The sequence below is a fragment of the Allosphingosinicella sp. genome, from assembly GCF_035626655.1.
Taxonomy (GTDB): Bacteria; Pseudomonadota; Alphaproteobacteria; order Sphingomonadales; family Sphingomonadaceae; genus Allosphingosinicella.
In genome coordinates this window covers 116,016-141,555 of record NZ_DASPNF010000019.1, presented here as the reverse complement: position 1 = coordinate 141,555, position 25,540 = coordinate 116,016, and the positions used below count along the sequence as shown (strand labels likewise).

At 69.2% G+C, this 25,540-nt stretch carries 31 protein-coding genes; 14 read left to right on the top strand and 17 right to left on the bottom strand.

Annotated elements, in window-relative coordinates; translation table 11 throughout:
• The first annotated feature begins 2 nt into the window (after positions 1-2).
• Positions 3-611, top strand: coding sequence for a hypothetical protein (locus VEC11_RS15425; protein WP_464133559.1), 609 nt, complete (start codon positions 3-5; stop codon positions 609-611).
• A gap of 12 nt (positions 612-623) precedes the next feature.
• Here VEC11_RS15425 and VEC11_RS15420 read toward each other — a convergent pair whose 3' ends face one another.
• The 8 genes from VEC11_RS15420 to VEC11_RS15385 all read right to left on the bottom strand — a co-directional run bounded on the left by VEC11_RS15420 (position 624) and on the right by VEC11_RS15385 (position 5,259).
• Positions 624-1,304 (bottom strand): ATP12 family chaperone protein, encoded by a 681-nt coding sequence (locus VEC11_RS15420; RefSeq protein ID WP_464133554.1) that lies wholly within the window; start codon positions 1,302-1,304, stop codon positions 624-626.
• On the bottom strand, positions 1,301-1,528 hold the full coding sequence (locus VEC11_RS15415) for a hypothetical protein (RefSeq protein ID WP_464133550.1): 228 nt from the start codon (positions 1,526-1,528) through the stop codon (positions 1,301-1,303). Before VEC11_RS15415 ends, VEC11_RS15420 begins: the two co-directional genes overlap by 4 nt.
• Positions 1,525-2,109 carry an FMN-binding negative transcriptional regulator gene (locus tag VEC11_RS15410; protein ID WP_464133545.1) on the bottom strand — a complete coding sequence of 195 codons (585 nt, stop codon included), beginning with the start codon at positions 2,107-2,109 and terminating at the stop codon, positions 1,525-1,527. Before VEC11_RS15410 ends, VEC11_RS15415 begins: the two co-directional genes overlap by 4 nt.
• Entirely contained in the window at positions 2,109-3,209 is a 1,101-nt protein-coding gene (locus VEC11_RS15405; RefSeq protein WP_464133540.1) for an RluA family pseudouridine synthase, read from the bottom strand. Before VEC11_RS15405 ends, VEC11_RS15410 begins: the two co-directional genes overlap by 1 nt.
• A complete protein-coding gene (crcB, locus tag VEC11_RS15400; RefSeq protein WP_464133534.1) occupies positions 3,206-3,586 on the bottom strand; it encodes a fluoride efflux transporter CrcB in 381 nt (126 codons plus the stop codon). Before crcB ends, VEC11_RS15405 begins: the two co-directional genes overlap by 4 nt.
• A 163-nt stretch (positions 3,587-3,749) precedes the next feature.
• The gene (locus VEC11_RS15395; protein ID WP_464133530.1) at positions 3,750-4,406 is read right to left on the bottom strand and encodes a hypothetical protein; all 657 of its coding nucleotides are present in this window, start codon (positions 4,404-4,406) and stop codon (positions 3,750-3,752) included.
• 35 nt (positions 4,407-4,441) lie between these two features.
• On the bottom strand, positions 4,442-4,798 hold the full coding sequence (locus tag VEC11_RS15390; RefSeq protein WP_464133524.1) for a ribose-phosphate pyrophosphokinase: 357 nt from the start codon (positions 4,796-4,798) through the stop codon (positions 4,442-4,444).
• Complete coding sequence (locus VEC11_RS15385) at positions 4,798-5,259, bottom strand: hypothetical protein (protein WP_464133519.1); 462 nt, start codon at positions 5,257-5,259, stop codon at positions 4,798-4,800. The genes VEC11_RS15390 and VEC11_RS15385 overlap by 1 nt, the downstream gene beginning before the upstream one ends.
• Positions 5,260-5,373: 114 nt before the next feature.
• Between VEC11_RS15385 and rarD the strand changes: the two genes are divergently transcribed.
• Positions 5,374-6,276: an EamA family transporter RarD gene (gene rarD, locus VEC11_RS15380; RefSeq protein WP_464133515.1), complete on the top strand. Its 903-nt coding sequence runs from the start codon at positions 5,374-5,376 to the stop codon at positions 6,274-6,276.
• Between the two features lie 53 nt (positions 6,277-6,329).
• The gene (locus VEC11_RS15375) at positions 6,330-6,929 is read left to right on the top strand and encodes a YdeI/OmpD-associated family protein (RefSeq protein WP_464133511.1); all 600 of its coding nucleotides are present in this window, start codon (positions 6,330-6,332) and stop codon (positions 6,927-6,929) included.
• Between the two features lie 30 nt (positions 6,930-6,959).
• Here the strand turns inward: VEC11_RS15375 and VEC11_RS15370 are convergent, their stop codons facing one another.
• A complete protein-coding gene (locus VEC11_RS15370; protein WP_464133508.1) occupies positions 6,960-7,424 on the bottom strand; it encodes a hypothetical protein in 465 nt (154 codons plus the stop codon).
• Between the two features lie 32 nt (positions 7,425-7,456).
• Positions 7,457-9,139 carry a class I adenylate-forming enzyme family protein gene (locus tag VEC11_RS15365; RefSeq protein WP_464133501.1) on the bottom strand — a complete coding sequence of 561 codons (1,683 nt, stop codon included), beginning with the start codon at positions 9,137-9,139 and terminating at the stop codon, positions 7,457-7,459.
• Positions 9,140-9,237: 98 nt separating this feature from the next.
• Here VEC11_RS15365 and lgt point away from each other — a divergent pair, with 98 nt between their 5' ends.
• The 5 genes from lgt to pgeF are packed head-to-tail and all read left to right on the top strand — an operon-like array spanning position 9,238 to position 12,870.
• Complete coding sequence (lgt, locus tag VEC11_RS15360; RefSeq protein WP_464133497.1) at positions 9,238-10,116, top strand: prolipoprotein diacylglyceryl transferase; 879 nt, start codon at positions 9,238-9,240, stop codon at positions 10,114-10,116.
• The gene (locus VEC11_RS15355; RefSeq protein WP_464133492.1) at positions 10,094-11,074 is read left to right on the top strand and encodes a class I SAM-dependent methyltransferase; all 981 of its coding nucleotides are present in this window, start codon (positions 10,094-10,096) and stop codon (positions 11,072-11,074) included. Before lgt ends, VEC11_RS15355 begins: the two co-directional genes overlap by 23 nt.
• 1 nt (position 11,075) lies before the next feature.
• Positions 11,076-11,588, top strand: coding sequence for an N-acetyltransferase family protein (locus VEC11_RS15350; protein WP_464133486.1), 513 nt, complete (start codon positions 11,076-11,078; stop codon positions 11,586-11,588).
• Positions 11,585-12,097: an N-acetyltransferase family protein gene (locus VEC11_RS15345; protein WP_464133481.1), complete on the top strand. Its 513-nt coding sequence runs from the start codon at positions 11,585-11,587 to the stop codon at positions 12,095-12,097. The genes VEC11_RS15350 and VEC11_RS15345 overlap by 4 nt, the downstream gene beginning before the upstream one ends.
• On the top strand, positions 12,094-12,870 hold the full coding sequence (gene pgeF / locus VEC11_RS15340; protein ID WP_464133476.1) for a peptidoglycan editing factor PgeF: 777 nt from the start codon (positions 12,094-12,096) through the stop codon (positions 12,868-12,870). The genes VEC11_RS15345 and pgeF overlap by 4 nt, the downstream gene beginning before the upstream one ends.
• A 1-nt stretch (position 12,871) precedes the next feature.
• Here pgeF and VEC11_RS15335 read toward each other — a convergent pair whose 3' ends face one another.
• Positions 12,872-13,321 carry a hypothetical protein gene (locus VEC11_RS15335; RefSeq protein WP_464133472.1) on the bottom strand — a complete coding sequence of 150 codons (450 nt, stop codon included), beginning with the start codon at positions 13,319-13,321 and terminating at the stop codon, positions 12,872-12,874.
• 187 nt (positions 13,322-13,508) lie between these two features.
• On the opposite strand from VEC11_RS15335, the gene VEC11_RS15330 reads away from it, so the two are divergent.
• A complete protein-coding gene (locus VEC11_RS15330) occupies positions 13,509-14,837 on the top strand; it encodes a cystathionine gamma-synthase family protein (RefSeq protein ID WP_464133468.1) in 1,329 nt (442 codons plus the stop codon).
• A 107-nt stretch (positions 14,838-14,944) separates the two neighbouring features.
• Here the strand turns inward: VEC11_RS15330 and VEC11_RS15325 are convergent, their stop codons facing one another.
• Positions 14,945-15,631, bottom strand: coding sequence for an HAD family hydrolase (locus VEC11_RS15325; protein WP_464133466.1), 687 nt, complete (start codon positions 15,629-15,631; stop codon positions 14,945-14,947).
• A gap of 85 nt (positions 15,632-15,716) precedes the next feature.
• Between VEC11_RS15325 and VEC11_RS15320 the strand changes: the two genes are divergently transcribed.
• From VEC11_RS15320 to VEC11_RS15305, 4 genes are read left to right on the top strand one after another with little or no spacing between them, the layout of a single operon-like run.
• Positions 15,717-16,826, top strand: coding sequence for an MlaE family lipid ABC transporter permease subunit (locus tag VEC11_RS15320; protein WP_464133461.1), 1,110 nt, complete (start codon positions 15,717-15,719; stop codon positions 16,824-16,826).
• Complete coding sequence (locus VEC11_RS15315; RefSeq protein WP_464133456.1) at positions 16,823-17,629, top strand: ABC transporter ATP-binding protein; 807 nt, start codon at positions 16,823-16,825, stop codon at positions 17,627-17,629. The genes VEC11_RS15320 and VEC11_RS15315 overlap by 4 nt, the downstream gene beginning before the upstream one ends.
• Entirely contained in the window at positions 17,629-18,630 is a 1,002-nt protein-coding gene (locus VEC11_RS15310) for an MlaD family protein (protein ID WP_464133452.1), read from the top strand. Before VEC11_RS15315 ends, VEC11_RS15310 begins: the two co-directional genes overlap by 1 nt.
• Positions 18,630-19,214 carry an ABC-type transport auxiliary lipoprotein family protein gene (locus VEC11_RS15305; protein ID WP_464133447.1) on the top strand — a complete coding sequence of 195 codons (585 nt, stop codon included), beginning with the start codon at positions 18,630-18,632 and terminating at the stop codon, positions 19,212-19,214. The genes VEC11_RS15310 and VEC11_RS15305 overlap by 1 nt, the downstream gene beginning before the upstream one ends.
• Before the next feature lie 107 nt (positions 19,215-19,321).
• Here the strand turns inward: VEC11_RS15305 and pepN are convergent, their stop codons facing one another.
• Entirely contained in the window at positions 19,322-21,904 is a 2,583-nt protein-coding gene (pepN, locus tag VEC11_RS15300; protein ID WP_464133440.1) for an aminopeptidase N, read from the bottom strand.
• 109 nt (positions 21,905-22,013) lie between these two features.
• On the opposite strand from pepN, the gene VEC11_RS15295 reads away from it, so the two are divergent.
• Complete coding sequence (locus VEC11_RS15295; RefSeq protein WP_464133434.1) at positions 22,014-22,466, top strand: DUF2214 family protein; 453 nt, start codon at positions 22,014-22,016, stop codon at positions 22,464-22,466.
• Between the two features lie 54 nt (positions 22,467-22,520).
• Here the strand turns inward: VEC11_RS15295 and VEC11_RS15290 are convergent, their stop codons facing one another.
• The 4 genes from VEC11_RS15290 to VEC11_RS15275 all read right to left on the bottom strand — a co-directional run bounded on the left by VEC11_RS15290 (position 22,521) and on the right by VEC11_RS15275 (position 25,530).
• Positions 22,521-23,306 carry a transglutaminase-like domain-containing protein gene (locus tag VEC11_RS15290; protein ID WP_464133429.1) on the bottom strand — a complete coding sequence of 262 codons (786 nt, stop codon included), beginning with the start codon at positions 23,304-23,306 and terminating at the stop codon, positions 22,521-22,523.
• Positions 23,307-23,391: 85 nt separating this feature from the next.
• Positions 23,392-23,874, bottom strand: a complete 483-nt coding sequence (locus VEC11_RS15285; protein WP_464133424.1) for a hypothetical protein — start codon at positions 23,872-23,874, stop codon at positions 23,392-23,394.
• 135 nt (positions 23,875-24,009) lie between these two features.
• Positions 24,010-24,474, bottom strand: coding sequence for a hypothetical protein (locus VEC11_RS15280; protein ID WP_464133418.1), 465 nt, complete (start codon positions 24,472-24,474; stop codon positions 24,010-24,012).
• 126 nt (positions 24,475-24,600) lie between these two features.
• Entirely contained in the window at positions 24,601-25,530 is a 930-nt protein-coding gene (locus tag VEC11_RS15275) for a DMT family transporter (protein ID WP_464133415.1), read from the bottom strand.
• Positions 25,531-25,540: the final 10 nt, after the last annotated feature.

Sequence of the window (25,540 nt, the reverse complement as noted above, 5' to 3'; positions counted from 1 at the left end):
TCATGATCCGCGTCGTCATCGGCTCGGCCGCCGCCGCGGTCGCCATGTTCGTCATCGGCTTCATCTTCTTCGGGCTCGGCCTGCAGAATCTCGCGATCAGGAGCGTCGGTGATACCCAGGCCGCGCCGATCCAGCAGGCGCTGCGCGCGAACATCGCCGAGACCGGCACCTATATGGTCCCCGGCGAACGGACGCCGGAGCAGACGCGGATGTACGGCACCGGCCCGGTCGCCACGATCCACTATAATGTCGAGGGCCAGGTCGCCGGGATGAACGCGGGCACGGCGCTCAAGGGCCTGATCTTCAACTTCGCGATCGCCCTGGCCTTCGGCCTCGCCCTGATCGGCATTGACGGGCGGGTGAAGGATTTCGGCTCGCGGGCAAGGGTGGCGGCGATCATCGGCGTGGCAGCGGCCGCCTTCACCCATTTGGGCGTGCCGCTCTATTATCCGCACGACTGGGCCTGGTACATCTACCTGTTCCTCGCCGACGGCATCGCTCTGGCCGTGGCCGGGGTGATCGTCGCCTGGTTCATCAAGGTGCCGCCCGAGCCGGCCGTGGTCGGCGAGGCGCCTGGCGAGCGGGCCGAAGCGGAGGCCCACCCCTCGTGATCGGGGCTGAGGTCAGAGCAGGCTGAGGAAGCGCGCGCCCGCGGCGAAATCGGCGCGGCGGCCGGCCAGCGCCATCGCGGCCTCCGCATCCTCGCCCCATTGCTCCGCCTGCCATAGCTCGTCGAGCGCGGCTGCCGCCCAGGCCCGGTCGAGGCCGACCGCGCCTTCCGCCAGCGCGAGGGCAATGATCAGGGAACCCGAGACGGTGACCAGCGGCGAGAGGCCGGCGAGCTCGAACGGTCCGCGCGCGTGCACCGCGGCACTAAGGCGCTCGACCGTCTCCGGCGGCTGCCGCCTGTGCGTGATGCCCGAGGTCACCTCGAAGGCGATGTCGTAGCGGCTTCGCGCCCAGTCGAGGAGCGGGTCCCAGAGCCCGGCCTGCCGCGCGACCAGTGGCGCCGGCCCCTCGGCGCGGTAGCAGAGCAGGTCGCTCTGGCCATAAACGGCGAGCCCGTCGGCGAACGCCTCCCTGGCCGGCGCGATCCGGTCGATCGCGGCATTGGCGAGGCCGGTGAGCGGCATCGAGCGCGGGTCGATCGTCTCGCCCTGGGCGTTCCATTCGTCGGCGATCGCCTCGGCCAGGCTTGCGCTGGGCGGCGCCAGCGGCGCGCGGCCCGGCGTCTTTACCGGGCGTCCGTCGAGCAGGACCGCCTGGCCCTCGCCGGCCGTCGCCTTCCTGTAGAAGCGCTTCACGGAGCGGGCGGCTCCCGCCAGCGCGAGGCGTAGACTTTCGGCCCGAAGAAGCTCACGACCAGGAAGGCGAGCGCCAGCGGCAGGCCGAGGATCGTCCCGCCCTCAACGAACACGTCGCTCTGCCAGAGCAAAAGGCAGAGGATCACGCCCACCGTCCCGCCGATCCGGATCAGGTTCATGACGATGAAGCGGTTGCGCCAGGTGGCTTCGTCCGCAGGATTCATCTCTCTTCCTTCTCCATCAGGGCCGCGAGCGCCGGATTGAACGGGGCGAGGCCCGCGGCCGCCGCGCGGCGCTGCGCTTTGTCCTTGTTCTGGCCGAGCTTGCGCGTTCCGCGCAGCGCCTCGATCCCGAGCTCATAGCCGATGATCGCCTTCAGCATTCCCTCGAACAGGCCCGGGCTCATCTTGCCGCGCGTCCAGGCCGGCTTGGGCGTCAGCCGCGCCTCGTGGGCGGCGCTCAGCCCGTCGAGCAAATCGGCCAGCTCCGCCTCGTTGAGCCGGCGAAGCGGTCCCTCCGCCTCGACCGCGAGATAGTTCCAGGTCGGCACCTGGTCGTCGACGCCATACCAGTCAGGGCTGACATAGCCGTCCGGGCCGAGCACCGAGATGATGGCGCGCCTGCCCTCCAGCTTCGCCCGGTTGCCGCGCGAGACGTGGAAGCGGATCCGGTCGGGCCCGGCGACCAGCACCGGCGCGTGGACCAGGACAGGTCCCTCGGCCGCGATCGTCGCGAAGGCGATGTCGGCGACGAAAGCCAGCATCGCGTCGCGATCCTCCCAGGCGAAGACGCGGTTCGGGTGCATCAGCCGCCCACCTGGCCCCGGCGCCGCGAGCGGCGCTCGCCCTTGCGCTCCTTGCGGCGGGCCTTGGCGGCCGCGGAGGCCGCCTTGCGCCTGCCCTCGGCCGTCTCGGAATATTTCACCTCGTCCAGCGGCAGGTCGCCGTCGGCGGGGTCGAAGCCGAGCGAGGCCATGGTCGCGGCGAAATGCTCGGGCAGCGCTGCGGTCACGTCGATGCGGCCGCCGTCCGGATGGTCGATCCTGAGGCGCCGCGCATGCAGATGCAGCTTGCGGCTGATCGCGCCGGTCAGGAAGGCATCCGGCCCGCCATATTTCCCGTCACCCAGGATCGGATGCCCGATGGCGAGCATGTGGACGCGGAGCTGGTGGGTGCGGCCGGTCAGCGGCTGCAGCTCGACCCAGGCGGCGCGGTTCCCGGCGCGCTCGATCACCCGGTAGCGGGTCCGGGACGGCTGCCCCTCCGCCTCGTCGACATGCATCTTCTCGCCGCCCGTGCCCGGCTGCTTGGCAAGCGGCAGGTCGATCATGCCGTCGTCGATCGCCGGCACGCCGGTGACGATCGCCCAATAGACCTTGCGCGCCGTCCGGCCGGAGAAGCTCCTGGAGAAGAAGGCGGCAGCGCGGGGCGTGCGGGCGACCAGGAGGGCGCCCGACGTGTCCTTGTCGAGCCGGTGCACCAGCTTCGGCCGCGCCGCGCCCTCCTCGGCCAGGCCGTCGAGCAGCCGGTCGAGATGGTCCTTCGTCCTGGTCCCGCCCTGGGTGGCGAGGCCGGGCGGCTTGTTGACCACGATCGCCGCCGGGTCCTCGGCGATGACGAGCGAGCGGACGAACTCCACCTCCTCGTCGCTCAATTTCTCGCGGACGGGGACGCGTTTCTTCGGTGCGTCCGGCGCCTCCTCGCCCTGCGGCGGCACGCGGATGCTCTGCCCGGCGAGAATCCGGTCGCCCGGCGTGGCGCGCTTGCCGTCGAGGCGAAGCTGCCCGGTCCGCGCCCAGCGCGACACCTGGCCGAAGCTCACCTCCGGCAGGTTGCGGCGGAACCAGCGGTCGAGCCGGATGCCGTCATCCTCCTCGGAGACCGCGAAGGTGCGGACGTCCGTCATGCCGGGGCGCCCGCGCGCATCAGCCAGAGCCCGGCGAAAAGCAGAAGGACGCCGCCGATGACGGACGCGAGCGCATAGGCGGCGGCGCTCGCCAGCTCGCCGCGCTGGAGCATCAGGCCGAGCTCGAGGCTGAAGGCCGAGAAGGTGGTGAAGCCGCCGAGAACGCCGACGGCGAGGAACAGCCGCGCCTGCTCGCTGCCGCCGGCGCGGAGCAGCCAGCCGGCGAGCAGGCCGATGAGCAGGCTGCCAAGCAGGTTCACGAACAGCGTCCACCAGGGAAAGCCCGGACCGAGCCAGCGCAGCCCCGCCACGCCGGCCAGATGCCGCCCCCCGGCGCCGAGCGCGCCGCCAAGCATGACGAGAAGGAGACCCTGCATGGCGGCGATGTAGCGGGGGGTGGGGGGAAGTGCCAGAGCGGACTCCCCTCCCTGGAAGGGAGCGGATGGGGGTGGGTGGCGCCGAAGGGCGCTCAGGCTTCGAGGGAAGCAGGCTCGCTGTCGCTCGCACCCACCCCTCGCCCCTCCCCGGCAGGGAGGGGAATCAGCGCCCGTTGTTGACGATCAGCGAGACGTCCGAGCCCGAGCCCTGCGGGGTGACGATCAGATAATAAGCGCTTTCGCCGCGCGTCCCGCCGAGCACCTGATCGCTGCCGCGCTGCTGCTGCTCGGCGGAATAGCCGTTGCCGGTCACCAGTCCGCGATAGCGCTCGATCACGCGCGCGGGCGCGTCCGCGGTGGTGAAGCTGACGACGCGCATCCGGCAGCCGCCATGATCGTTGCCCGCCGCCTCGGTCAGCCTGCCGCCCGGATAGGCCGGGAATTCCGCCGGCATCCGGTTCGCCCATTCATTGCCATGGTCGAAGCCCCGGCCGCAGGAGGTGGCCGACGGCGGCTGCGCGGTGCCGCCGGCGGTGCGGGTGCGCGAGCCGTCCTCGCCAGGATTGGCGTCGGCCGGATATTGCGCCTGGACCGGCGCCTCGGGCGGGCGCGCGCTGTTCGGGTTGGTCTGCTGGGCGAGGGTGGGGTCTACCGAAAGCTGGTCCTGCAGCGCCGTGGTCAGCGCCGGATCGACGCTGTTGGCGATCAGCTCGTTGTCGATCGCCGACAGGTCGTCGCCCGGTGGTGCGTTCCCGCAGGCGGCGAGCGTGAGCAGGCCGGCAAGGCCGAGGCCGTGAGCGAGGGTCCGAAGTCGCGTCATGCGGGGTTTATGCCCCAGCAGGCGACACCAAGCGGTTAACGCTGCCAATAGGCGAAGGTCTGCCGCTGCACCTCCCGGATGAAGCGGGCAGCTTCCGGGCCCTCCCAGAGCCCCTCATAGCCGCGCGAGGAGCCGCCGCCGGCCACCCACCAGCCCTGGCCCGGAATGCCGTCGCTGGCCCGGACGACGAGCACCGCCAGCTCGGGCTCGCCGCGCAGCTCCGCCTCCCGGTCGATCTCGCCGAGCATCGCGCAGAGCTGGCGCATCTTCGGCCGGGAGAAGCGGTAGCCGAGATGCTCGAGCAGCTCGCCATAGGAGAGGGCGACGCCGGCTTTGGCGGCGGCGACGAGATGGGCGCGGACCTCGGCCGGATCGGCGAGCGGCTCGGCCATCAATTGGAGGCGGTGACGACGATTGTTCCGTCAGTGCCGCCCCCGGCGCCCGGCACGAGGCGGACGCTGAGCGGGTCGCCGTTGCGGGCGGTGCCGGCGAGGACGTAGGCCGCGCCTTCCCGTGTCGCGGTGGCGATGGTGAAGCGGTGGGCGCGGGCCCGGTCCTGGTACCAGCGCGCGACCGTCTCGGGCGGGTCGTCGGCATGGAAGCGCCGGCCATCGCTGCCGCGCTCCGCGCGGGCGCGCGGATAGAGGAAGTCGTCATCCTCGGTCATCCGGCGGATCGGCGGCGGCAGGTTGATCTTGAGGTCGACGCCCTGGGCTCGGACGGTGAGCTGGCCGTTTTCCGTCTTGCTCTTCGGCATCGCATTGGCCGCATTGGCGCTCTCATTGCCGTCGCCGGTGCCGCAGCCGGACAGCGCGAGGGCCGAGGCGGCGGCGAACAGGGCAAAGCGGGACATGGCGATTCCTCAAGCGACGCGCCGACCCTAGACCTGCCGCGCTGCGGCGACAACCGTAGCCGCCACGGCCCGGCGCACTGGACGCCGTCCGGCCGCTCCCCTAACCGCCGCGCCATGACCGGCGACACGGACAGCAACAAAGGCGGCATCCCGCTCGGCCTCGCGGCCTATGCGATCTGGGGCTTCATGCCGCTCTATTTCAAATTGCTCACTACTGTGCAGCCGACCGAAATCGTCGCCCACCGCATCATCTGGTCGCTGCTCCTGCTCGGCCTGCTTGCGACCCTGTGGCGGCGCTGGGGCGCGATCCGCGCGGCGCTCGGCACCGGCAAGGTGCTGGTCACTTTGATCGCCACCGCCTGCCTGATCGCGGTCAACTGGCTGGTCTATATCTATGCGATCGTCAGCGGGCATGTGCTGGAGGGCAGCCTCGGCTATTATCTCAATCCCCTCGTCAACGTGCTGTTCGGGGTGGTGCTGCTAAAGGAGAAGCTCACCCGGGCGCAGGTCTTCGCTTGCCTGCTCGCCGGGGCCGGCGTGACGGTGATGGCGGCGGGGGCGGGAGCGGGGCTCTGGATCAGCCTGACGCTTGCCCTGAGCTTCGCCTCCTACGGATTCCTCAGGAAGGTCGCGCCGGTCGACGCACTCGAGGGACTGTGGGTGGAGACCCTGATCCTCGCGCCGCTTTCGCTGGCCTGGGTGCTCTACCTGGTCGGACAGGGCAATGCCGGCTTCGGCCACCAAAGCTGGTCGATCGATCTGCTGCTGATCCTCGGCGGGGCGGTGACCGCGCTGCCCTTGCTGCTGTTCACCGCGGCGGCCAGGCGCCTGCCTTATTCGACGCTCGGCTTCCTCCAGTATATCGCGCCCTCGATCCAGTTCCTGCTCGCGGTGCTGATCTTCCACGAGCCGTTCGGCCCGGCCAAGGCGCTCTGCTTCGCGGCGATCTGGGCGGCGCTCGTCATCTTCAGCGTCGAGGCGATCCGCACCGCCCGCGCCCGCATCGCGCCGGCTTGAGCCCGGGCCCGATCGGGGGCATCTTCCCGGAAGCTTTTCAGGGAGGCTGCCAGATGAAGACCGATCCCAGGATCGACGCCTATATCGACGACAAGGCGGCGGATTTCGCCAAGCCCATCCTCCGCCATGTCCGCTCGGTCATTCACGAGGCCTGCCCGGACTGCGAGGAGACCCTGAAATGGAGCATGCCGAGCTTCATGTACAAGGGGAAGATCCTCGCAGGCATTGCCTCGTTCAAGGCCCATGCGAGCTTCGGCTTCTGGTCGGGCAGCCAGGTCGTGGACACCAGCGGCAAGTCGGCGACGGCGATGGGCCAGTTCGGCCGGCTGACCTCGCTGGACGATCTGCCCGACCGCAAGACCCTGATCGACCTCACCCGCAAGGCGATGAAGCTGATCGACGACGGCGTGAAGCCGGTCCGCAACAAGCATGAGAAGCCGCCCTTCACCGTGCCGCAGGACCTGCAGGCGGCGATCGACGCGTCGCCCGCAGCCAAAGCGACCTGGGAGGCCTTCCCGCCATCCTGCAAGCGCGAATATGTGGAATGGGTGACAGAGGCGAAGCGCGACGAAACCCGCACGAAGCGCCTCAACCAGACGATCGAGCTGCTCAACGAAGGCAAGCGCCGCCACTGGAAATACGAGAATTGCTAGGCGTATCTCCTCCCTGCAGGGAGCGGAATTCTATTCTCCCGCCAGATTCGCGTTCGCGGCGTTGATCTGGTCGAGGTTCGGCTCCGCGGTGGGCGGGGTCTGCGGATCGTGCGGCAAGGGCGCGACGCGGCGGCAGGCCGGCAGGCTGAGCTGCTCATGCTCGCTGCAATTGCGCACCTGCACGTCGTCGGTGGGGGCGATGAACACCGCGTAATTCTTGCCGTCCGCGCAGAGCGCGACCCACATGGCGAGATTCTGATATTGCTGCTGATAGGCGCCGGTCAGCACGCCGCCGCGGCAGGCGAAGCCGCTCTGCTGGATCGCGCGCAGCAGGCCGACCCGCTTGTTCATCGGGTTGAGCGCCTTCAGCCGGTCGCTGCCTTCATTGGCGATCGCGATATGGCCCGCGCCGTTGGCCGGCGGCGGCGTGGTGTCGCCGCAGGCGGACAGAGTGAGCGCCAGGGCGAAAAGGGCACCGGCCTTCAGATGCGTCATCGTCGATCCTCCTCGCCGCTTCGCTGCGGCGTTCAGGCCGCCGCCGCGACCTTGGCCCGGTAGAGCGACCGGAGCGAGACCTTGTCGATCTTGCCGGTGCCGAGCTTGGGGAGCGGCTCGCCCGAAAACCAGATATAGGATGGGAGCTTGAACTGCGCGAGACGGGCGCCGAGAAAATCCATCAGCTCGGCTTCGGAGACCGTCTTTGTCTCGCACCAGATCACGGCGGCCGGCACCTCGCCGAGCCGCTCGTCGGGGACGCCGAACACCGCCGCCTCCGAGACGGCGGGATGGGCGTAGACCGCGGCCTCCACCTCCTGCGCCGCAATATTCTCGCCGCCGCGGATGATGATGTCCTTCTTGCGGTCGACGATGAACAGATAGTCGTCCGCGTCGAGATAGCCGATGTCGCCGGTGCGCAGATAATGGTCGGCAGTGAAGGCCGCCCTGGTCGCTGCCTCGTCCCGCCAGTAGCCGCGGATGTTGGCGGCGGTGCGGATCGCGATCTCGCCCGTCTCCCCGGCAGGCAGGTGCTGGCCGTCCTCGCCGATGATCGCTATCTCGACGAAAGGCTTCTGGGCCCGGCCCGTCGAGGCGGGCTTGTCGTGATAATTGGACCAGAAATTACCGGTGCCGGCAGCATTGGTCTCCGTCAGGCCGTAGCCGAGCGCCGGCTGGGCGCCGGTGAACGCAGCCTCCAGCCGTTTCACATGGGCGACCGGCCGCGGCGCCCCGCCGGCGGCAATGTCGGTCAGCGAGGAGAGGTCGTATTTGTCGCGGTCCGGGTGCTGCATCAGCTCCAGGCTCATCGTCGGCACGCCGACGAAATAGGTGATCTTTTCCCGCTCGATGAGCCTCAGCGCCTCGCCGGCATCCCATTTCTGCATCAGCACCATGCACCGCGCGATCACGAAGCTGTTCAGCATCACCGGCACTTCGCCGGTGACGTGGAAGAGCGGCACGTTGAGCAGGGTCCTGGGCGGGTGCTTCGGCGGATCCCTGTCGCGCTCCTTGATGCCGAGCAGGACGGCGAGGGCGAGGCTGTAGGCATAGGTGCCGGTGACCACCGCCCGGTGCGTCGAGACCGCGCCCTTGGCCAGCCCGGTCGAGCCCGAGGTGAAGAGGATGGTCGCATCGTCCTCGGGCAGCACCTCCGGCAGGTCCGCCTCTTCGGTCCGCGCGAAGAATGGCGCGAGCGCCCCGTCCAGCTTCTGCTCGACGGGCAAGGCGACGACAGGGATCGTGCAGCCGCCCGCCTCGAGCCGCGCCGCGCGCGCGACGTCGGCAATGATCAGTCCGGGCTCCGCGAGGGCGAGACCGTGGCGCAGCTCGTCCGGCGTCCACCAGCCGTTGATCAGGGTCGCGATCCCGCCCGCCTTCAGGATCGCCACATAGGTGACGATCCAGGCCGGGCAGTTGCGCATCGCGATGGCGACGCGGTCGCCCTTGCCGACCCCCCAGCTGCCGGCGAGCAGCCGCGCCAGCCGGGTTGAGCAAGCGTCGAGCTCGGCGAAGGTCAGCCGCTCGTCGCCGGCGACGACGGCCTCGACCGCGCCGTTCAGCGCGCAGAAGGCCTGGAAGAACGAAGGCAGCGTCCCCGGGAAATTCCCGACATAGGCGCGCCCGAGTTGGTCCCGCTCGATCCGGAACCGGCCGTTCTCCCCGGTCTGCTCGGCGAGCACCTCGTCATATTTCCGGTCGAGCTCGCTTCGCACGCTTACCCTCTCTCTGTTGGCTTTGCCTTTTATTTTCCCCCCTCTATGAAGGCCCGAACCGGAAGGGGAAAGCCTTGATCGACGCCTTACTGACATCGATGGCAGCAAGCAGCGATGCGATCCAGTTCAATCAGCTGGGCCTGCACCCCGTCCTGTTCGAATGGGGCTGGTTCCAGCTGCGCTGGTACAGCCTCGCCTATCTGTTCGGGATCATCATCGGCTGGTGGTATCTGCTGAAGCTGATCCGCCAGCCCGGCGCGCCCATGGCCCGGCGGCATGCGGACGACATGGCCTTCTACACCACTTTGGGCATCATCCTCGGCGGCCGGCTCGGCTATGTGATCTTCTACAAGCCGGCGGAATATCTCGCCAATCCGGTCGAGATCTTCCGCCTCTGGGACGGCGGGATGAGCTTCCACGGGGGGGTGATCGGGGTCAGCCTCGGCATCTTCTATCTGGCGTGGCGCCGGAAGCTCGACTGGCTGCGCATCCACGATTACGTCGCCTGCTGCATCCCGCCCGGCCTGTTTCTCGGCCGGCTCGCCAATTTCGTGAACGGCGAGCTCTGGGGCGGCGTGACCCAGGTGCCGTGGGCGGTGCGCTTCTGCGAGCCCCTCATCGAGGGTCGCTGCATCCTCGGACCGCCGCGCCACCCGAGCCAGCTCTATGAAGCGCTGCTCGAAGGGATCGTTTTGATGGCCCTGCTCGTCTGGATGTTCTGGAAGACCCGCGCCCGCTATCAGCCCGGCAAGCTCGTCGGCACTTTCATCCTCGGGTACGGCCTCGTCCGCTTCGCGCTCGAATTCATCCGCGCGCCCGACGCCCATCTGGTCGACTTCGCCCAGGCGACCGGGCTCCATATGGGCCAGTGGCTGTCGGTGCCGATGATCCTCGGCGGCATCTACCTGATCGCGACCGCGAAGAAGCGCGAGGCCCGGGTGCAGCCGGTGCCGGATGAGCCCGCCGCCACCGCTTGAGGAGAGGCTGAGGCGCCGCATCGCCGCGGAAGGGCCGATCCCGGTCTCCGTCTGGATGGCGGAGGCGAACGCGCATTATTACGCGACCCGCGATCCGTTCGGCGCGGCGGGCGATTTCACCACGGCGCCGGAGATCAGCCAGATGTTCGGCGAACTGGCCGGGCTCTGGCTGGCGGATCTGTGGCTGCGCTCGGGGCGGCCCGCGAGCGCGCATTATGTCGAGCTCGGGCCGGGGCGCGGGACGCTGGCGGCCGATGCGCTGCGGGCGATGAAGGGGGCTGGCCTGACCCCGGACGTCCACCTCGTCGAGACCAGCCCGGTGCTGCGGGAGGCGCAGGCCGGCCGCCTCCCCGGCGCCGTCTGGCATGACGATCTCTCGACGCTGCCTGCCGATGGCCGGCTGCTGGTCGTCGTCAACGAATTCTTCGACGCGCTGCCGGTCGAGCAGCGCGATGCCCGGGGACGGGAGCGAACAGTCGACTGGCGGGACGGCCGCTTCACCCCCGTCGGCGCCGTGGAAACCGAGGCCTCCCCGGCCTCGCTCGCCATCGCCGCCGACCTGTCCCGCCGGATCGCCAGGCAGGGCGGCGCGGCCCTGATCGTCGATTATGGCCACGACCGGCCGGGCCGGGGCGACACGCTCCAGGCCGTCTCTCGCCATGCTTATGCCGACCCGTTCGAGGCGCCGGGCGAGCGGGACCTCACCGCCCATGTCGACTTCTCCGCGCTGGCCGCCGCGGCGAAGGGGGTGCGGGTCTCCGGCCCGGTACCGCAGGGCGCCTGGCTCGACGCCATGGGACTATCCGTGCGTGCCGCAGCGCTCGCCCGCGCCGCGCCCGCCCGCACCGAGGAGATCGAGGCCGCCCGGCTCCGCCTCTCCGCCCCGTCCCAGATGGGCCGCCTGTTCAAGGTGCTGGCGTTCAGCGCGCCGGACTGGCAGGAGCCCGCAGGGTTCTGACATGTCCGATTTCACCTTTCGCAATGCCACCGCTGCCGACGCGCCGCTCCTCTCCCGGATCGGGGCGGAGTCGTTCACCGAGACGTTCGGCCATCTCTACACGCCCGAGAATCTCGCCGCCTTCCTCACCAATCACAGCGTCGAGAATTGGGAGAGGGAGCTGGCCGACCCGCTCTACACGATCCGCCTCGTAGAGCAGGACGGAGAGGCGGTGGCCTTCGCCAAGCTCGGGCCGCCGGGCCTGCCCTTCGAGGTGACCGGACCGACCGCGGAGCTCAGGCAATTCTACGTGCTGAAGCCCTGGCAGGGCGCCGGCGTGGCCCAGACGCTGATGGACTGGGTGATGGCGGAAGCGCGGGCGCGCGGCGCTGAGCAGCTCTTCCTCTCGGTCTTCGTCGACAATATCCGGGCCCAGCGCTTCTACGCGCGCTACGGCTTCGAGCAGGTCGGCACCTATGCCTTCATGGTCGGCAGCCATGCCGACGAGGATCTGATCATGCGGGCCTGGCTGTGAGCCTCGCCTATCGCACCGCCGGCCCGGCCGACGCCCCCGCGCTCGCCGCCATGGGGCGCCTTTGCTTCACCGAGACGTTCGGCGCCGCTTTTCCGCCCGACGACATGGCCCTGCACCTCGAGACCATGTTCGGCCCGGATGCGCTGCCGCGGGAATATGAAGATCCGGCGCTGAGGATCCACATGGCGGAAGCGGACGGCGCGATCGCCGCCTACCTCAAGCTCACCCCGATGAAGCTGCCGGTGCCGCACGAGCCGGGCGCGCTGGAGATCAAGCAGCTCTATGTGCTGAAGCCCTGGCAGGGCGCCGGCGTCGCGGCGGCGCTGATGGACTGGGCGGTCGAGACGGCGCGTGCCGAGGGAGCGCCGGCCCTCTATCTGAGCGTCTGGGAGCGCGGCGACCGCGCCATCGCCTTCTACCGCAAGCAGGGCTTCGAGATTGTCGGCCAGGCGCCGTTCCGGCTCGGCAGCCGCACCTATCAGGATCCGATCATGCGGCTGGCCCTGTGAGCGTCGACACGCAAATCGAGGTGATCCGTGCCGCCGCGCTGGAGGGCATTCCGCACGGCTTTCTCGGCCGCCGCGGCGGCGTCTCCACGGGGGTCTGCGCCGGGCTCAATGTCGGCTTCGGCTCGGGCGACGACCTGGACCTGATCGCCGAGAACCGCCGGCGCGCGGTCGCGGCGGTGGCGCCGGGCGCGCGGCTGGTCACGGTCTATCAGGTCCATAGCGCCGACGCGCTCTATGCCGACGCGCCCTGGCCCGACGACGGCCGGCCGCATGCCGACGCGATCGTCACCGACCGGCCGGGCCTCGCTCTGGCCGTCCTCACCGCCGACTGCACCCCGGTGCTGCTCGCCGACCGCGACGCTGGCGTGGTCGGCGCGGCCCATGCCGGCTGGAAGGGCGCCTTTGCCGGCGTGATCGAAGCGACGGTCGCGGCGATGGAAGGAATCGGCGCGCGGCGCGAGCGGATCGCCGCCGCAATCGGCCCGGTCATCGCCCGCAGGAGCTATGAGGTGGACGAGGCCTTTTTCCGCCGCTTCCTCGAGGCGGAGCCGGCCAACGAAAGCTTCTTCAGCCCGGGCCGCGAGGGCCATCACCAGTTCGACATCGAGGCCTTTGTCCTCGCCCGCCTCGCCGCAGCCGGCATCACCCGCGCCGAGGCGCTGGGGCTGGACACCTATTCCGATCCCGACCGCTTTTACTCCTACCGCCGCGCCACCCATCGCGGCGAGCCGACCTACGGCCGGCAATTCTCGATGATCGCGCTGCCGGGCTGAGTCAGCCCGGCCTGTTCCGGTCCAGCCAGGGGCGCAGCGCACCCATGATGATGATCGGGGCGAACATGTTGATCACCATCGGGATGAGGTAGGTTTCGACCGGCGTGTGCGGGTTCGGATAGGGCTGGAAGCCGACGACCATCCCGGCGCCGAACCAGTCCAGCCACCCCGTCATCATCGCCGCCGGCATGGCGATGAACAGGGCCACGCAGGCAAGCCAATAGAGAAAGGCGGCGAGCAGATAGACAGCGAGGTAGGTGCGCCGGCCCCGTTCCGTCCACTGCCCCCAGCCGAAGAGCAGGATCAGATAGACAAGGAGCGAGAGCCCGGCCCCCGCCATGGAAGGCTGCAGCCGCAGTCCGGCCAGGCCGGCGAGGATCAGCGCGGCCCAGACAACCGGGATCGTGAGCAAGGCGGCGGCGAGCCTCGGAGGGCTTTCCTCTGCATCCATCGCCGGAGTCTAGCAGCCTGCCGCTGCGCCCCCAAATCCGGCTGGAATCCCGCGGCACGTTTCGGCTAAAGCGCCGGCGGGCAACGGACCTCACCCCTGGGCCGCTCCGCTGAGCGGCCTTGAGCTTGCTCCGGCGAGAGCCGGCTCGGTCTCCACATAGCGACGCTTGAAGCGACAGGAGACAGAAATGGCAGACGAATCAGACCTGACCGGCGCCACCCCCCGGCGCCGTCCCAAGCCGGACGTGCTCGAAATCGGCGGGCGCCGGCTGAAGCCGGCCACCCTGATGATGGGCCACGGCTTCGACCCCGCCCTCTCGGAGGGCTCGCTGAAGCCGCCCATCTTCCTGACCTCCACCTTCGTCTTCGAGAATGCGGCGGCCGGCAAGCGCCACTTCGAGGGCGTCACCGGCAAGCGCCCGGGCGGGGCCGAGGGCCTCGTCTATTCGCGCTTCAACGGGCCGAACCAGGAGATACTGGAGGACCGGCTGTCGATCTGGGAGGATGCGGAGGACGCGCTCAGCTTCTCCTCGGGCATGTCGGCGATCGCCACCCTGCTGCTCGCCTTCGTCCAGCCCGGCGACGTCGTCGTCCATTCGGGCCCGCTCTACGCCGCGACCGAGACTTTGATCGCGCGCATCCTCGGGCGCTTCGGCGTGACCTGGCTCGATTTTCCGGCCGGCGCGACCGAGGCGGAGATCGCCGCCGTGGTCGAGCAGGCCAGGGCGAAGGGCCGCGTACCGCTCATCTATCTGGAGAGCCCGGCCAATCCGACCAACGCCCTGGTCGACGTGCAGGCCGTGGCCCGGGTCCGCGACGCCTCCTTCCCGGCGGACCAGCGGCCGCCGATCGCGATCGACAACACCTTCCTCGGCCCGCTCTGGCAGAACCCGCTGAAGCACGGCGCCGATCTCAGCGTCTACAGCCTCACCAAATATGCGGGCGGCCATTCGGACCTGGTCGCGGGCGGGATCACCGGCTCGAAGGAGCTGATCAACACGATCCGCATGCTCCGCAACACGATCGGCACGATCACCGATCCCAACACCGCCTGGATGCTGCTGCGCAGCCTCGAGACGCTGGAGCTCAGGATGACCCGCGCCGGCGAGAATGCCGACAAGGTCTGCCGCTTCCTGCGCGATCACCCCAAGGTGGAGAGCGTCGGCTATCTCGGCTTCCTGGAGGAAGGCGGGCCAAAGTCCGAATATGAGGCCCGCCAGGCGGACATCTACCGCCGCCACTGCACCGGGGCTGGTTCCACCTTCTCGCTCTATCTGAAGGGCGGGGAGCGGGAGAGCTTCGCCTTCCTAGACGCGCTGAAGATCGCCCATCTCGCGGTCAGCCTCGGCGGCACCGAGACCCTGGCCAGCGCGCCCGCAGCGATGACCCACCTCTCCGTCCCCCCCGAGCGCAAGGCCGCCTTGGGCATCGGCGACAATCTGGTGCGCATCTCGATCGGCGTGGAGGATCCGGACGACCTGATCGCCGACTTCGACCAGGCCCTGCAGGCGGTCTAGTAGGGTTGTGCTCCGGCGAAGGCCGGAGCGCTGGCCGTGCGCAATGCGGGGTTTCGCAACGCTCCTGCCTTCGCAGGAGCACGGCGGCTCGTTTTCCCTGTACTCCCCTAGGGCCTTCTCCGGTCCCGCCAGTCCAGCACCTCCCAGCCCTCCTGCTCCGCGACGCGGATCAGGCGGGCATGGGCGTTGGTGGCGAAGGCCTCGTTCGCCCAGCGGTGGACGGGGCTGTCGGAGACATGGTCCGAATAGAAGCGGATGTGGACGGCGTCGCGCTCCAGCCCCTGCCGCTGCAGCCAGCCCTCGATCATGTCGAGCTTGCCGAGCCCGTAGCAATTGCTGCCGTCGATCGTCGCGATCGTCCGGCCCCTGGCGTCGACCCTGGTGTCGGTCGCGATCACGTCGTCGAAGCCGAGCCGCTGCGCGATCGCCGCGGCATAGAGTCGGTAGGAGGCGGTGGCGAGGACGAGCCGCCGCCCCGCCGCCTTGTCCTCGGCGATCCGCGTGCGGGCGCCGGGCAGGATGTTGGTCGCCAGCTGCTTCTCGGCGAAGCTCTGCACGACCGGCTCCAGCCGCTCGGGCGCGGCGGGGCCGACCAGCAGGCGATAGTTGATCTCCTTGAGCCGCCCGCGGTCGTAGAGCTTCAGCGCATAGCCGAGCGTCGCGAGCAGGCTGAGCGGCGCCAGCAGCACCCGCCAGGGAGCGAGCCGCCACATGGCGTGCCACAGGAACGGGCCGAAGGTGGGCCCGCGCGTGACCGTCCGGTCCATGTCGTAAATGGCGAGCGTCGCCTTCATCGCCTCTCTGCAAACATCGAAACCGCGCCGCTGTCCATCCTAACTCCTTGCCGCTCGGCGGGATTTAAAGCATGTCGGTCGCGCGATGAGCGTGACCCCCGATTTCATCCAGAACGTCGAGGACGGCTCCTGTGTCCTGCGGTTCAGCGGGAATCTGACGCTGCTGCGCATCCGCAAGCTCTCCGAGCAGCTCGAATCCGTCGACGCGCAGGACCTCACGGTCGATCTGAGCGAGGTCGAGCGGATGGATACGGTCGGTGCCTGGCTCGTCCACAAGCTGCAGCGGGACCGGGGCGCGAAGCTGGTCGGCGCCAGCCGCGAGCAGCAGGTGCTGATCGACCATGTCGCCGCGGCCGACCAGCCGGTGAAGATGCAGCGGGACGCGCCGCCGGCCTTGATCCGCGTGGTCAGCCAGGTCGGCGAATGGACCAACAACTTCCTCTCCACGATGCTCGGCATGCTCGGCTTCTTCGGCGCGATGCTGATCTCGTTCGGCCATATCATCCGCCATCCGCGCCGCTTCCGCTGGAATGCGGTGATCACCCGCTTCGAGGTGGTGGGCGTCCAGGCGCTCTTCATCATCGGGCTGATGAGCTTCCTCGTCGGCATCGTCATCGCCCAGCAGGGCGCGGTCCAGCTCCGCCAGTTCGGCGCTGAAGTCTATACGATCAACCTGATCGGCCGCTCGTCGGTCAAGGAGCTGGGCGTGCTGATGACCGCGATCATGGTCGCCGGCCGCTCGGGCTCCGCCTTCGCCGCCCAGCTCGGCTCGATGAAGCTCAACGAGGAAGTCGACGCGATGCGCACGATCGGCGTCTCGCCGATGGAGGCGCTCGTCGTCCCGCGCGTGCTGGCGACGGTGCTGATGATGCCCCTGCTCGGCTTCTTCGCCGCGATGATGGCGATCCTCGGCGGCGGCATCTTCTGCTGGCTCTCGCTGGACATCCCGCCGGTCACCTTCATCCAGCGGATCCGCGAGGTCGTGCCGATGACCGACCTCTACCAGACGCTGATCAAGGCGCCGGTCTTCGGGATGATCGTGGCGATGGCGGGCTGCTATCAGGGCATGCAGGTGGAGGGAAATGCCGAGGAGGTCGGCCGGCGCACGACGACCGCGGTCGTGCAGGGCATCTTCCTGGTGATCGTGCTCGACGCCTTCTTCGCGGTCTTCTTCACGGAGATCGGCTGGCTGTGAGCGAGGATCCGAAACAGGCGATCATCGAGGTGCGCGGCCTCAAGAACGCGTTCGGCGATCAGGTCGTCCATGACGGGCTGGACCTCGAGGTCTGCCGCGGCGAGATTTTCGGCGTGGTCGGCGGATCGGGCACGGGCAAGTCGGTGCTGATGCGCTCGATCATCGGGCTGCAGACCCCGGTCGAGGGCGAGGTGCACGTCTTCGGCGAGCCGATGATCGGCCGGGACGAGGAGGAGGCCAAGCATGTTCGCCGGCGCTGGGGCGTGCTGTTCCAGGGCGGCGCCCTGTTCTCGACCCTGACCGTGGCAGAGAACGTGCAGGTGCCGATCAAGGAATTCTATACGGGCATCGATCCGGAGCTGATGAACGAGATCGCCGCCTACAAGATCGCGATGTCGGGCCTGCCGGTGGACGCCGGCGCCAAATTCCCGTCCGAACTGTCGGGCGGCATGCGCAAGCGGGCCGGCATCGCGCGCGCGCTCGCCCTCGATCCGGAGCTGCTCTTCCTCGACGAGCCGACGGCCGGGCTCGATCCGATCGGCGCCGCCGCCTTCGACCAGCTCATCCTCGAGCTGCGCGACGCGCTCGGCCTCACCGTCTTCCTGATTACCCATGATCTGGACACGCTCTATGCGATCTGCGACCGCATCGCGGTGCTTGCGGACAGGAAAGTGGTCGCGGTCGGAACGATCGAGGAATTGCTGGCTTTGGATCACGAATGGATTCAGGAATATTTCAACGGGCCGCGCGGCCGGGCCGCCGCAAAGCCCGAGCCTGAACCCGAAGCAAAGGCCGACGCCTGATGGAAACCCGTTCGAACCAGGTCCTTGTCGGCTCGATCACCTTGGGCCTGCTGGCGGCGCTCGTCGTGTTCGTGGTCTGGCTGAGCCAGGTCGGCGGCGGCGGCGACAAACGCTACGACATCTTTTTCCAGCAGTCGGTGGAGGGGCTCGCCAAAGGCTCGTCCGTCACCTTCTCCGGCGTGCCCGTCGGCCAGATCGAGTCGATCAACCTCGTGCCTGACAGCCCGCAATTCATCCGGGTGCGGATCACCGTGAACAGCGAGACCCCGGTGCTGGAAGGCTCGACCGCGACGATCCGCGGCGTCGGCTTCACCGGCGTCTCGCAGATCCAGATCGATCCGCCCGCGGCGCCAGCGCAGGGCCAGCAGCCCCGGCGGCGCAATCCGATACGCTGCCCCGAGCAGAATGCGCAGGCCGAATGCCCCTATGGCGTGCCGGTGCTGCCGGTGCGGCCGGGCGCGCTGACCAGCCTGCTCAACACCGCGCCGGAGCTGCTCGAACGCGTCTCGACCCTGACCGAGCGCCTCACCGAATTGCTCTCCGACCGGAACCAGGAATCGATCGCCGGCATCCTCGACAATCTCGAGGAGGTGAGCCGCTCGCTCGCCGAGCGCGGGCCCGAGATCGCCGCCACGCTCGCCGAGGCGCGCGTCGCGATCCGCCAGGCGGGCGACGCCGCCGACCGGATCGGCCAGCTCGCCGGCACGACCAACCAGATCCTCGACCGCGACGGCCGGCCGCTGATCAACGATCTCCGCCAGACCCTGCGCTCGGCCCAGAACAGCATGGCCCAGCTGGAGCGGGCGATCGGCGACGCGCGGCCCGGCATCCAGGCCTTCTCGAACCAGACCCTGCCCGAGGTCGGCCAGCTGATGCGCGACCTCAGGTCCACCTCCGAATCGCTGCGCGAGATCACCGACCGGCTGAACCAGCAGGGCGTCGGCGGCGTGATCAGCGGTCAGCGCCTGCCCGATTATCGCGGCGGCAGAAGGAAACAGTGATGCGCCTGAAGCCTCTCCTCGCCTTTCCCGCCTTGCTCGCGCTCGCGGCCTGCTTCGGGGGCTCGGCGCCCGACCAGCTGCTGACCCTGACCGCGGCCGAGGCGCGGCCGGCGGCGACGCCGCGCACCGCCGGCCAGGGCGAGGCGATCACCGTCGCCGTGCCGAGCCTGCCGCAGGCGCTGCGCACAACCCGCGTGCCCGTCTATGTCAACGAGACGACGATCCAGTATCTGAAGGACGCCGTCTGGGTGGAGCAGCCCGGCGCGCTCTTCGCCCGCTTGCTCGGCGAGACGATCGCCGCGCGCACCGGCCGGGTCGTGCTCGATCCCAGCCAGTACAGCCACGATCCCGGCACGCGCATCTCCGGCACCCTGGTCCGGTTCGGGCTCGATCCCAATGCCATGCAGGTGGTGATCGTCTACGACGCCGCCATGGCCCGCGGCGGCCCGACCGGCGGCGTCGTCACCAACCGCTTCGAGGCCCGGCTCCCGGTCGCCGAGGCCACGCCCGCGGCGGTCGCCCCCGCGCTCAACCAGGCGGCCAACCAGCTCGCCGGCGAAGTGGCGGCCTGGATCGGACAATAGTCGCGCGGGCTCCGGCTCTGCTGGCGGCGGCCGGGTTCATTCAACCGCGCGGCCAGATGGCCAGGGTCTGGGTCCACACCTTCACAACTTGAAACAGCAGGCGGCCCTCAGGCCAGGCTCTTGCTGGCCTGCTCGTACACGTCCTTGCTGAGCCCGGGCGCGGCGACGATGCGCTCCAGCTCCGCGCGCATCTTCGCGCCGCGCTCCGCGCCGAAGCGGCGCCAGCGGCCGAGCGGCGGCACCATGCGTGCCGCATTTTGCGGATTGAGCTTGTCGACCGCCAGGATCGAGTCGGCGAGGAAGCGGTAGCCGCGGCCGTTGCGGCTGTGCAGCGCGCGCTGGTTGACGCCGAACGCGCCGATCAGGGAGCGCAGCCGGTTCGGGTTGGTCAGGCTGAAATCCGGATGGCGGAGCAGGTCCATCACCGCCTGCAGCGTGTCGTCGCGGCTGGACAGCGCCTGGGTCGAGAACCATTTGTCGATGACCAGGGCGTCGCCCTTGTAGCGATCATAGAAGTCGGCGAGCGCCTGCTCCCGCTCGGGCGCGGTCGAATTGGCGAGCAGCCCGAGCGCGCCCTGCCGGTCGGTCATGTTGTCCGCCTCGGAAAACTGGCGCAGCGCCAGCGCCGGCACGTCCGCGGCGCCCGAGGCCATCAGGAAGCCGAGCGCGACCGTGCGCAGCCGCCGCGCGCCCTTGGCCGCCGGCGACAGCTCGAAGCGATTGGCCGCGGTCGCGGCGTAGGCGGCGCGCCAGAGCGGCTCCAGCTCCTTGCCGAGCCGGGCGCGCAGCCGCTCGCGGGCAACGTGGATCGCCTCGGGATCGACCGTCGCCATCTGGTCGCCGATGAAGCTTTCCGTCGGCACGAGCACTGTCTCGGCGACAAAGGCCTGGTCGAGGTCCGGATTGGTGAGCGTGTTGCGCACGGCCTCGACGACCGGGGCGTGACGGTTCTCGCCGGTGGCGACCGCGTGCAGCAGGGTGTCGAGCATCAGCTGCTGCATGGCCTCGTAGCGGGCGAAGGGATCGTCGTCGCAGCCGGAGAGGAAGGCGAGATCGGCGGCGCTGCGGTCGGTCTCGAGAATGATCGGCGCGGAAAAGCCGCGGTTGAGCGAAAGGACCGGCGCTTCGCCGATCCCGTCGAAGGCGAGCTCGATGCGCGGCGCGCCGAGCACGACGATCTGCTCGGACAGCTTGTCGCCGCTGTCGGCGCCGAACAGGGCGAGCTTCAGCGGGATCGGCAGCGGCCGCTTCCTCGGCTCGCCGGGCGTCGGCGGCGTGTGCTGCTCGAGGGTGAGCAGGGCGCGCGCGCCGTCCCGCTGCAGCGAGGCTTTCACCCGCGGCGTCCCCGCCTGGCTGTACCAGGTGCGGAAGGCGGCAAGGTCGATGCCGCTCGCTTCCTCCATCGCCAGCACGAAATCCTCGCAGGTCACCGCCTCGCCGTCATGCCGCTCGAAATAGAGGTCGCAGCCGGCGCGGAACTTGTCCGGACCCAGGATGGTCTGCAGCATCCGGATCAACTCGGCGCCCTTGGAATAGACGGTGGCGGTGTAGAAGTTGGAGATCTCCAGATAGGAATCGGGCCGCACCGGATGGGCGAGCGGGCCGGCATCCTCCGGGAACTGGGCGGCCCGGAGCGCGCGGACGTCCTCGATCCTTTTCACCGGCGGCGAGCCCATGTCGGCCGAGAAGCTCTGGTCGCGAAAGACGGTGAAGCCTTCCTTGAGCGAGAGCTGGAACCAGTCGCGGCAGGTGACCCGGTTGCCCGACCAATTGTGGAAATATTCGTGCGCGACCACCGCCGCGACCGCGTCGAAATCCATGTCGGTAGCGGTGTCCGGATCGACCAGGATGTAGCGCGAGTTGAAGATGTTGAGGCTCTTGTTCTCCATCGCCCCGAAATTGAAGTCGGCGACGGCGACGATGTTGAAGACGGCGAGATCATACTCGCGGCCATAGGCCTCCTCGTCCCATTTCATCGCCGCCTTCAGGCTGGCCATGGCATGCTCGGTGCGCGGCAGGTCGCCGTCGCGGACCCAGATGGCGAGGTCGACCTCGCGGCCCGAGGCGGTGGTGAAGCGGTCCCGGTTCGCGACCAGGTCGCCGGCGACCAGGGCGAAGAGATAGCAGGGCTTGGGGAAGGGATCGTGCCACTCCGCCCAGTGCGTGCCCGCTGCCTCGTCCTCGCCGGACGCCTCCAGGTTGCCGTTGCAGAGCAGGATTGGATAGGCGGCCTTGTCGCCGCTCATCCGCACCCGGTAGCGGGAGAGGATGTCGGGCCGGTCGGGGAAGGGGGTGATCCGCCGGAACCCTTCCGCCTCGCATTGCGTGCAGAGCATGCCGCCGGATTCGTAGAGTCCCATGAGCTGGGTGTTGGTGCGCGGGGCGATCGCCACCTCGGTCTCGATCACCGCCTTGTCCCCCGGCACGGGGATGCGGATCACGTCATTCTCGAACCAGTAATTGACCGTCTCGCCGTCGAGCCTGACGTCGAGGATATGCAGGCCCGAGGCGTTGAGTCTGAGGGGTGCGCTGTGCTCGCCTTCGCGCTCCACCTCCAGCCGCGCGCGCACCACAGTGCGTTCCGCATCGAGGGCGAAGTCCAGAGCCACCTCTGGCACGCGCCATTCCGGCGGCCTATAATCTTTACGGCGGGTGACATGGGGGGCGGCGGATGCGAGCGCGTCGAGCATGAACTCCGCTCTAGGACGCTGAAAAGGGCGGTGCAATCACCGGCCTCGAACGAACCACAGCCGACCGTGCCGCGCTTGCGGCGGACCGCGAGGCATTGAAGGGAGCCCCATGACCACCGACCTCATCCTCGCCGGCCTGCACCATCTGCTCGCCTTCGGCCTGTTCGGCGCCTTCTTCGTCCTGTTCGTGACCGTGCGGCCCGGGCTGGGCGGAGCGGTGCTGCACCGGGCGGCGATCGTCGACCGGCTCCAGGGCGCCTTTGCGGGCCTGCTCGTCATCGTCGGCGTGCTGCGCGTGATCTACGGGATCAAGGGGCCCGATTTCTATCTCTCGAGCTGGACCTTCTGGGCGAAGATGGGCGCGATCGTAGCGGTGGGTCTGCTTTCCGTGCCCCCGACGCTGAGGCTCATCGCCTGGCACAAGGCGTCCAGGGCCGACGCGGCCTATGTCGTGCCCGACGCGGAGATCGGCCGGGTCCGCTCCTGGCTCGGGGTCCAGTTCCTGATCTTCGCCTCGGTCCCGCTCTTCGCCGCGATGATGGCGCGGGGGATCGGATTGTAGGAGGACCACGGGTTGCAAAAGCTTGAGTCATCCCGGCGTTCGCCGGGATGACTATCAAGCATCCAGCCGGGTCACGACTACGTTTTGGCTGTTCATCACCGCACTCCCGAAGATCGTCATGAAGGCGATGTCGGTGGCGTCGCGGCCGACGCCGATCCGCACCAGCCCCTCCGCCGGGGCGAGCCCGGTCGCGTCGAGGAAATGCCAGCCGCCGTCCAGCCAGACCTCGACCACGGCGTGGAAATCGGGCGGCTTCAGGCCCCAGGCATAGCAGGAGGTCAGCCGCGCCGGCACGCCCGCGGCGCGGGCGAAGGTCGCCATCAGATGGGCATAGTCCCGGCACACGCCCTGGCGGGCGACGAAGGCGTCGGCCGCGGTCGTGGTCGTGTCGGAGGAGCCCGGCGCATAATCCATCTCGTTCCGGATCCAGTCGCGCATCGCCAGCAGCTTCGCGCCGCCCGCCAGCCGGCCGAAGCGCCCCTCGACGAAGGCCTCGAACTTGTCAGCCTCGCAATAGCGGCTCGGCCACAGATAGGGGATCGCCTCGGGCGGGAGCGCGGCGAGCGGGCAGATGGGCAAGGTGTCGAGCGGGGCGGCCTGCCGCTGCACATCGACCGTCGCGCGATAGGTGGCGCTGAACCGCCCCTCGGCGGTGAGCCAGGTGCGGCGGCCGATCCCGTCCTCGCCGGCGACCGGCTTCAGCGGGCCGTTCGCGCCGTCGACGACGAGCCGGTCCTCGACCAGCTGCTGGTCCGGCAGCTGCGCGGCCTCGACGGCGAGCAGCACGTCGGCCGGCGCCGGAAAATGATAGTCGAGCGCGACGTCGATCCTGAGCCGCATCAGGGTCCCGGTTCCTCCATTTCGCTTCGGCAACGCGCGAGGCGCGCGGTTGAGCCGGGACCCTGAACGATTATTGTTGCGGCCGCTACTGGCTGCGCACTTCCGAGATGTGCAGGCGCGCGCGGGCATTGGTGCCGGAGCGGTAGCTGCCCACCCAGATCTCGTAGCGGCCCGATCGCGGCCGCGCATAGCGGATGGAGGGGTTCAGCCCGCGGACGCCGCTGTCGTCGTCGCAGCGCCAGCGGCCGTCCGGCCCGTTCACCACCAAGGTCGTGTCGGCGCTGGAATCGACCGAGATGATCAGCGGCAGGTTGCCGTCGGTGTTGAAGACGAGCCGGGCATCGGGGCTCGACGAGATGAAGCCGCGGCAGACGCCGCTGCCGCGGACCCGGACGGCGTTGATCGTGCCGCCGGAGACGACCGGGATGATGCGCGGGTCGGGGGTGAAGCCGGTGCGCAGGGTGACGACGCCGAAATTGGGGCGCGCGTTCACATTCTGCGCGGCGGCGGGGATGGCGAGGATGGCGGCGGCGGAGGCGGCCATCGCCAGGACATGGACTTTCTTCATGGACAGACCTTCTCATGAGCGGGCGAGCCAGCTGCCGGCGCGCGGTTGCAGGTTCCCGCTCCGCGCGGCCAGGGCCCGCGAAGTCGGATGGACCGGCCGGACCCGCTTCCCGACGGGTCCGGGCGGAACTCGTGTCTAGCGGCTTCGGACTTCCGAGATGTGCAGGCGCGCCGGCTGCGAAACGCCGGACGAATAGGTGCCCACCCAGATTTCGTAGCGGCCCGATTGCGGGTTGTTCAGGCGGACCGAGGGATTGACGCCCTCCCCGCTGTCGTCGTCGCAATAGAATTCACCATTGGGGCCGTTGACGACCAGGGTCGTGTCGGAGTCCGCGTCGACCGAGATGATCAAAGGCAGCGAGCCGGCCTCATAATGGAGCCGCACGTCGGGCGCGTTGGTGATGAACCCGCGGCAGCCGGAGCCGGCGCGCTGGGCGGAGATGTCGCCGCCGGCGCGCAGCGAGATGATGCGCGGATCGGGGGTGAAGCCGGATTCGAGGGTGATCTCCCCGTAATTGGCCCGGAGGCTGGTGTTCTGGGCGAGGGCGCCCGTGGCCGGGATGAGCGCGACAGCGGCAAGAAAGAAGCGTGCAGTCTTCATGTTAACTCCCCTTGAAGGACGCGCCGGCATGACGCGCCCGAGCCGAAAGGCCCTCTCCCCGTTTCGGTGGGATAACGATAGGGGAGCGAAACTGTCCAGCGACTTAATCGGGGATTCAACGCCCGTTCATTCACTCGGAGGGGGCGGTGCGGCCTTGCCCGAACGGAGCGCGATCAGCAGGCCGGCGACGGCGAGCAGGCCGCCGCCGATCGCCAGCGGCGACCAGCGATAGCCCTCGAAAGCAGTGGAGATCGCCATGGCAAGGATCGGGATCAGCACACTCGACCAGGCCGCCCGGGCCGGACCGATCGCGCGGATGATCCGGTAATAGAGCCAGAAGGCGAGCGCCGAGGCGACGACGCCCAGATAGACGAGGCCGAGCCAATAGCCGAGGCTGCGCTCGATCACCGGCGGGCCGACCGTCGCCCAGGCCCAGCCGGCGTCCATCGCCGCGCCGTAGAGCATCGCCCAGTCGAGCATCGGCGCCACCGGCCGCGACTTCATCCCGCCGGCCAGCTGCATCACGTTGGAGGCGGAGGCGGCGAGCACGGCGATGAAGACCAGGCCGAGGCCGAGCAGAACCTCGCCGGTCGGGGTCGGGCTGTGCCGGATCTCCTGCACGAAGAGCAGGCCGACCCCGGCCATCGCCACCAACGCGCCCAGCAGGAAGCGCGCGCTCACCTTCTCGCCGAAGAACAGCCAGGCGAGGCCGGAATTGGGCACGACGAGCAGGGCGAACACCACCGCGGCGAGGCCGGAGGTGATGTAGAGCTCCGAGGCGTAGACGAAATTATAGTTGAGCACGAACTGGAGCAGGCCGAGCAGGGCGGCGAGGCCATGGCCCCGGCCGATCGCAAGGCTCATCCCGCCGAGCCGGACGATCAGCATCATCGCCGCGCCCGCGATCAGGAAACGGTAGCTCACCGACCAGACCGGCGGCACCACGCCGAGCTGGTCCTTGATGACGATCCAGGTCGAGCTCCAGATCAGGGTGATCAGGAGGAAGGGGAGGAGGACGGCCGGATCGCGGAAGCCCCTGGGCGCCGCCTCGTTCACCTTGCCGGGC

What these genes read in the sequence shown, in the direction of transcription:
- VEC11_RS15325 (WP_464133466.1), bottom strand. Translation starts at nt 15,631, where the DNA reads ATGAAGGCGACGCTCGCCATTTACGACATGGACCGGACGGTCACGCGC.
- VEC11_RS15305 (WP_464133447.1), top strand. Translation starts at nt 18,630, where the DNA reads ATGCGCCTGAAGCCTCTCCTCGCCTTTCCCGCCTTGCTCGCGCTCGCG.
- VEC11_RS15335 (WP_464133472.1), bottom strand. Translation starts at nt 13,321, where the DNA reads ATGGATGCAGAGGAAAGCCCTCCGAGGCTCGCCGCCGCCTTGCTCACG.
- VEC11_RS15425 (WP_464133559.1), top strand. Translation starts at nt 3, where the DNA reads ATGATCCGCGTCGTCATCGGCTCGGCCGCCGCCGCGGTCGCCATGTTC.
- VEC11_RS15310 (WP_464133452.1), top strand. Translation starts at nt 17,629, where the DNA reads ATGGAAACCCGTTCGAACCAGGTCCTTGTCGGCTCGATCACCTTGGGC.
- VEC11_RS15330 (WP_464133468.1), top strand. Translation starts at nt 13,509, where the DNA reads ATGGCAGACGAATCAGACCTGACCGGCGCCACCCCCCGGCGCCGTCCC.
- pepN (WP_464133440.1), bottom strand. Translation starts at nt 21,904, where the DNA reads ATGCTCGACGCGCTCGCATCCGCCGCCCCCCATGTCACCCGCCGTAAA.
- VEC11_RS15320 (WP_464133461.1), top strand. Translation starts at nt 15,717, where the DNA reads ATGAGCGTGACCCCCGATTTCATCCAGAACGTCGAGGACGGCTCCTGT.
- VEC11_RS15280 (WP_464133418.1), bottom strand. Translation starts at nt 24,474, where the DNA reads ATGAAGACTGCACGCTTCTTTCTTGCCGCTGTCGCGCTCATCCCGGCC.
- VEC11_RS15415 (WP_464133550.1), bottom strand. Translation starts at nt 1,528, where the DNA reads ATGAATCCTGCGGACGAAGCCACCTGGCGCAACCGCTTCATCGTCATG.
- VEC11_RS15395 (WP_464133530.1), bottom strand. Translation starts at nt 4,406, where the DNA reads ATGACGCGACTTCGGACCCTCGCTCACGGCCTCGGCCTTGCCGGCCTG.
- VEC11_RS15390 (WP_464133524.1), bottom strand. Translation starts at nt 4,798, where the DNA reads ATGGCCGAGCCGCTCGCCGATCCGGCCGAGGTCCGCGCCCATCTCGTC.
- crcB (WP_464133534.1), bottom strand. Translation starts at nt 3,586, where the DNA reads ATGCAGGGTCTCCTTCTCGTCATGCTTGGCGGCGCGCTCGGCGCCGGG.
- rarD (WP_464133515.1), top strand. Translation starts at nt 5,374, where the DNA reads ATGACCGGCGACACGGACAGCAACAAAGGCGGCATCCCGCTCGGCCTC.
- VEC11_RS15355 (WP_464133492.1), top strand. Translation starts at nt 10,094, where the DNA reads ATGAGCCCGCCGCCACCGCTTGAGGAGAGGCTGAGGCGCCGCATCGCC.
- VEC11_RS15410 (WP_464133545.1), bottom strand. Translation starts at nt 2,109, where the DNA reads ATGCACCCGAACCGCGTCTTCGCCTGGGAGGATCGCGACGCGATGCTG.
- VEC11_RS15350 (WP_464133486.1), top strand. Translation starts at nt 11,076, where the DNA reads ATGTCCGATTTCACCTTTCGCAATGCCACCGCTGCCGACGCGCCGCTC.
- VEC11_RS15375 (WP_464133511.1), top strand. Translation starts at nt 6,330, where the DNA reads ATGAAGACCGATCCCAGGATCGACGCCTATATCGACGACAAGGCGGCG.
- VEC11_RS15290 (WP_464133429.1), bottom strand. Translation starts at nt 23,306, where the DNA reads ATGCGGCTCAGGATCGACGTCGCGCTCGACTATCATTTTCCGGCGCCG.
- VEC11_RS15385 (WP_464133519.1), bottom strand. Translation starts at nt 5,259, where the DNA reads ATGTCCCGCTTTGCCCTGTTCGCCGCCGCCTCGGCCCTCGCGCTGTCC.
- lgt (WP_464133497.1), top strand. Translation starts at nt 9,238, where the DNA reads ATGGCAGCAAGCAGCGATGCGATCCAGTTCAATCAGCTGGGCCTGCAC.
- VEC11_RS15295 (WP_464133434.1), top strand. Translation starts at nt 22,014, where the DNA reads ATGACCACCGACCTCATCCTCGCCGGCCTGCACCATCTGCTCGCCTTC.
- VEC11_RS15370 (WP_464133508.1), bottom strand. Translation starts at nt 7,424, where the DNA reads ATGACGCATCTGAAGGCCGGTGCCCTTTTCGCCCTGGCGCTCACTCTG.
- VEC11_RS15285 (WP_464133424.1), bottom strand. Translation starts at nt 23,874, where the DNA reads ATGAAGAAAGTCCATGTCCTGGCGATGGCCGCCTCCGCCGCCGCCATC.
- VEC11_RS15405 (WP_464133540.1), bottom strand. Translation starts at nt 3,209, where the DNA reads ATGACGGACGTCCGCACCTTCGCGGTCTCCGAGGAGGATGACGGCATC.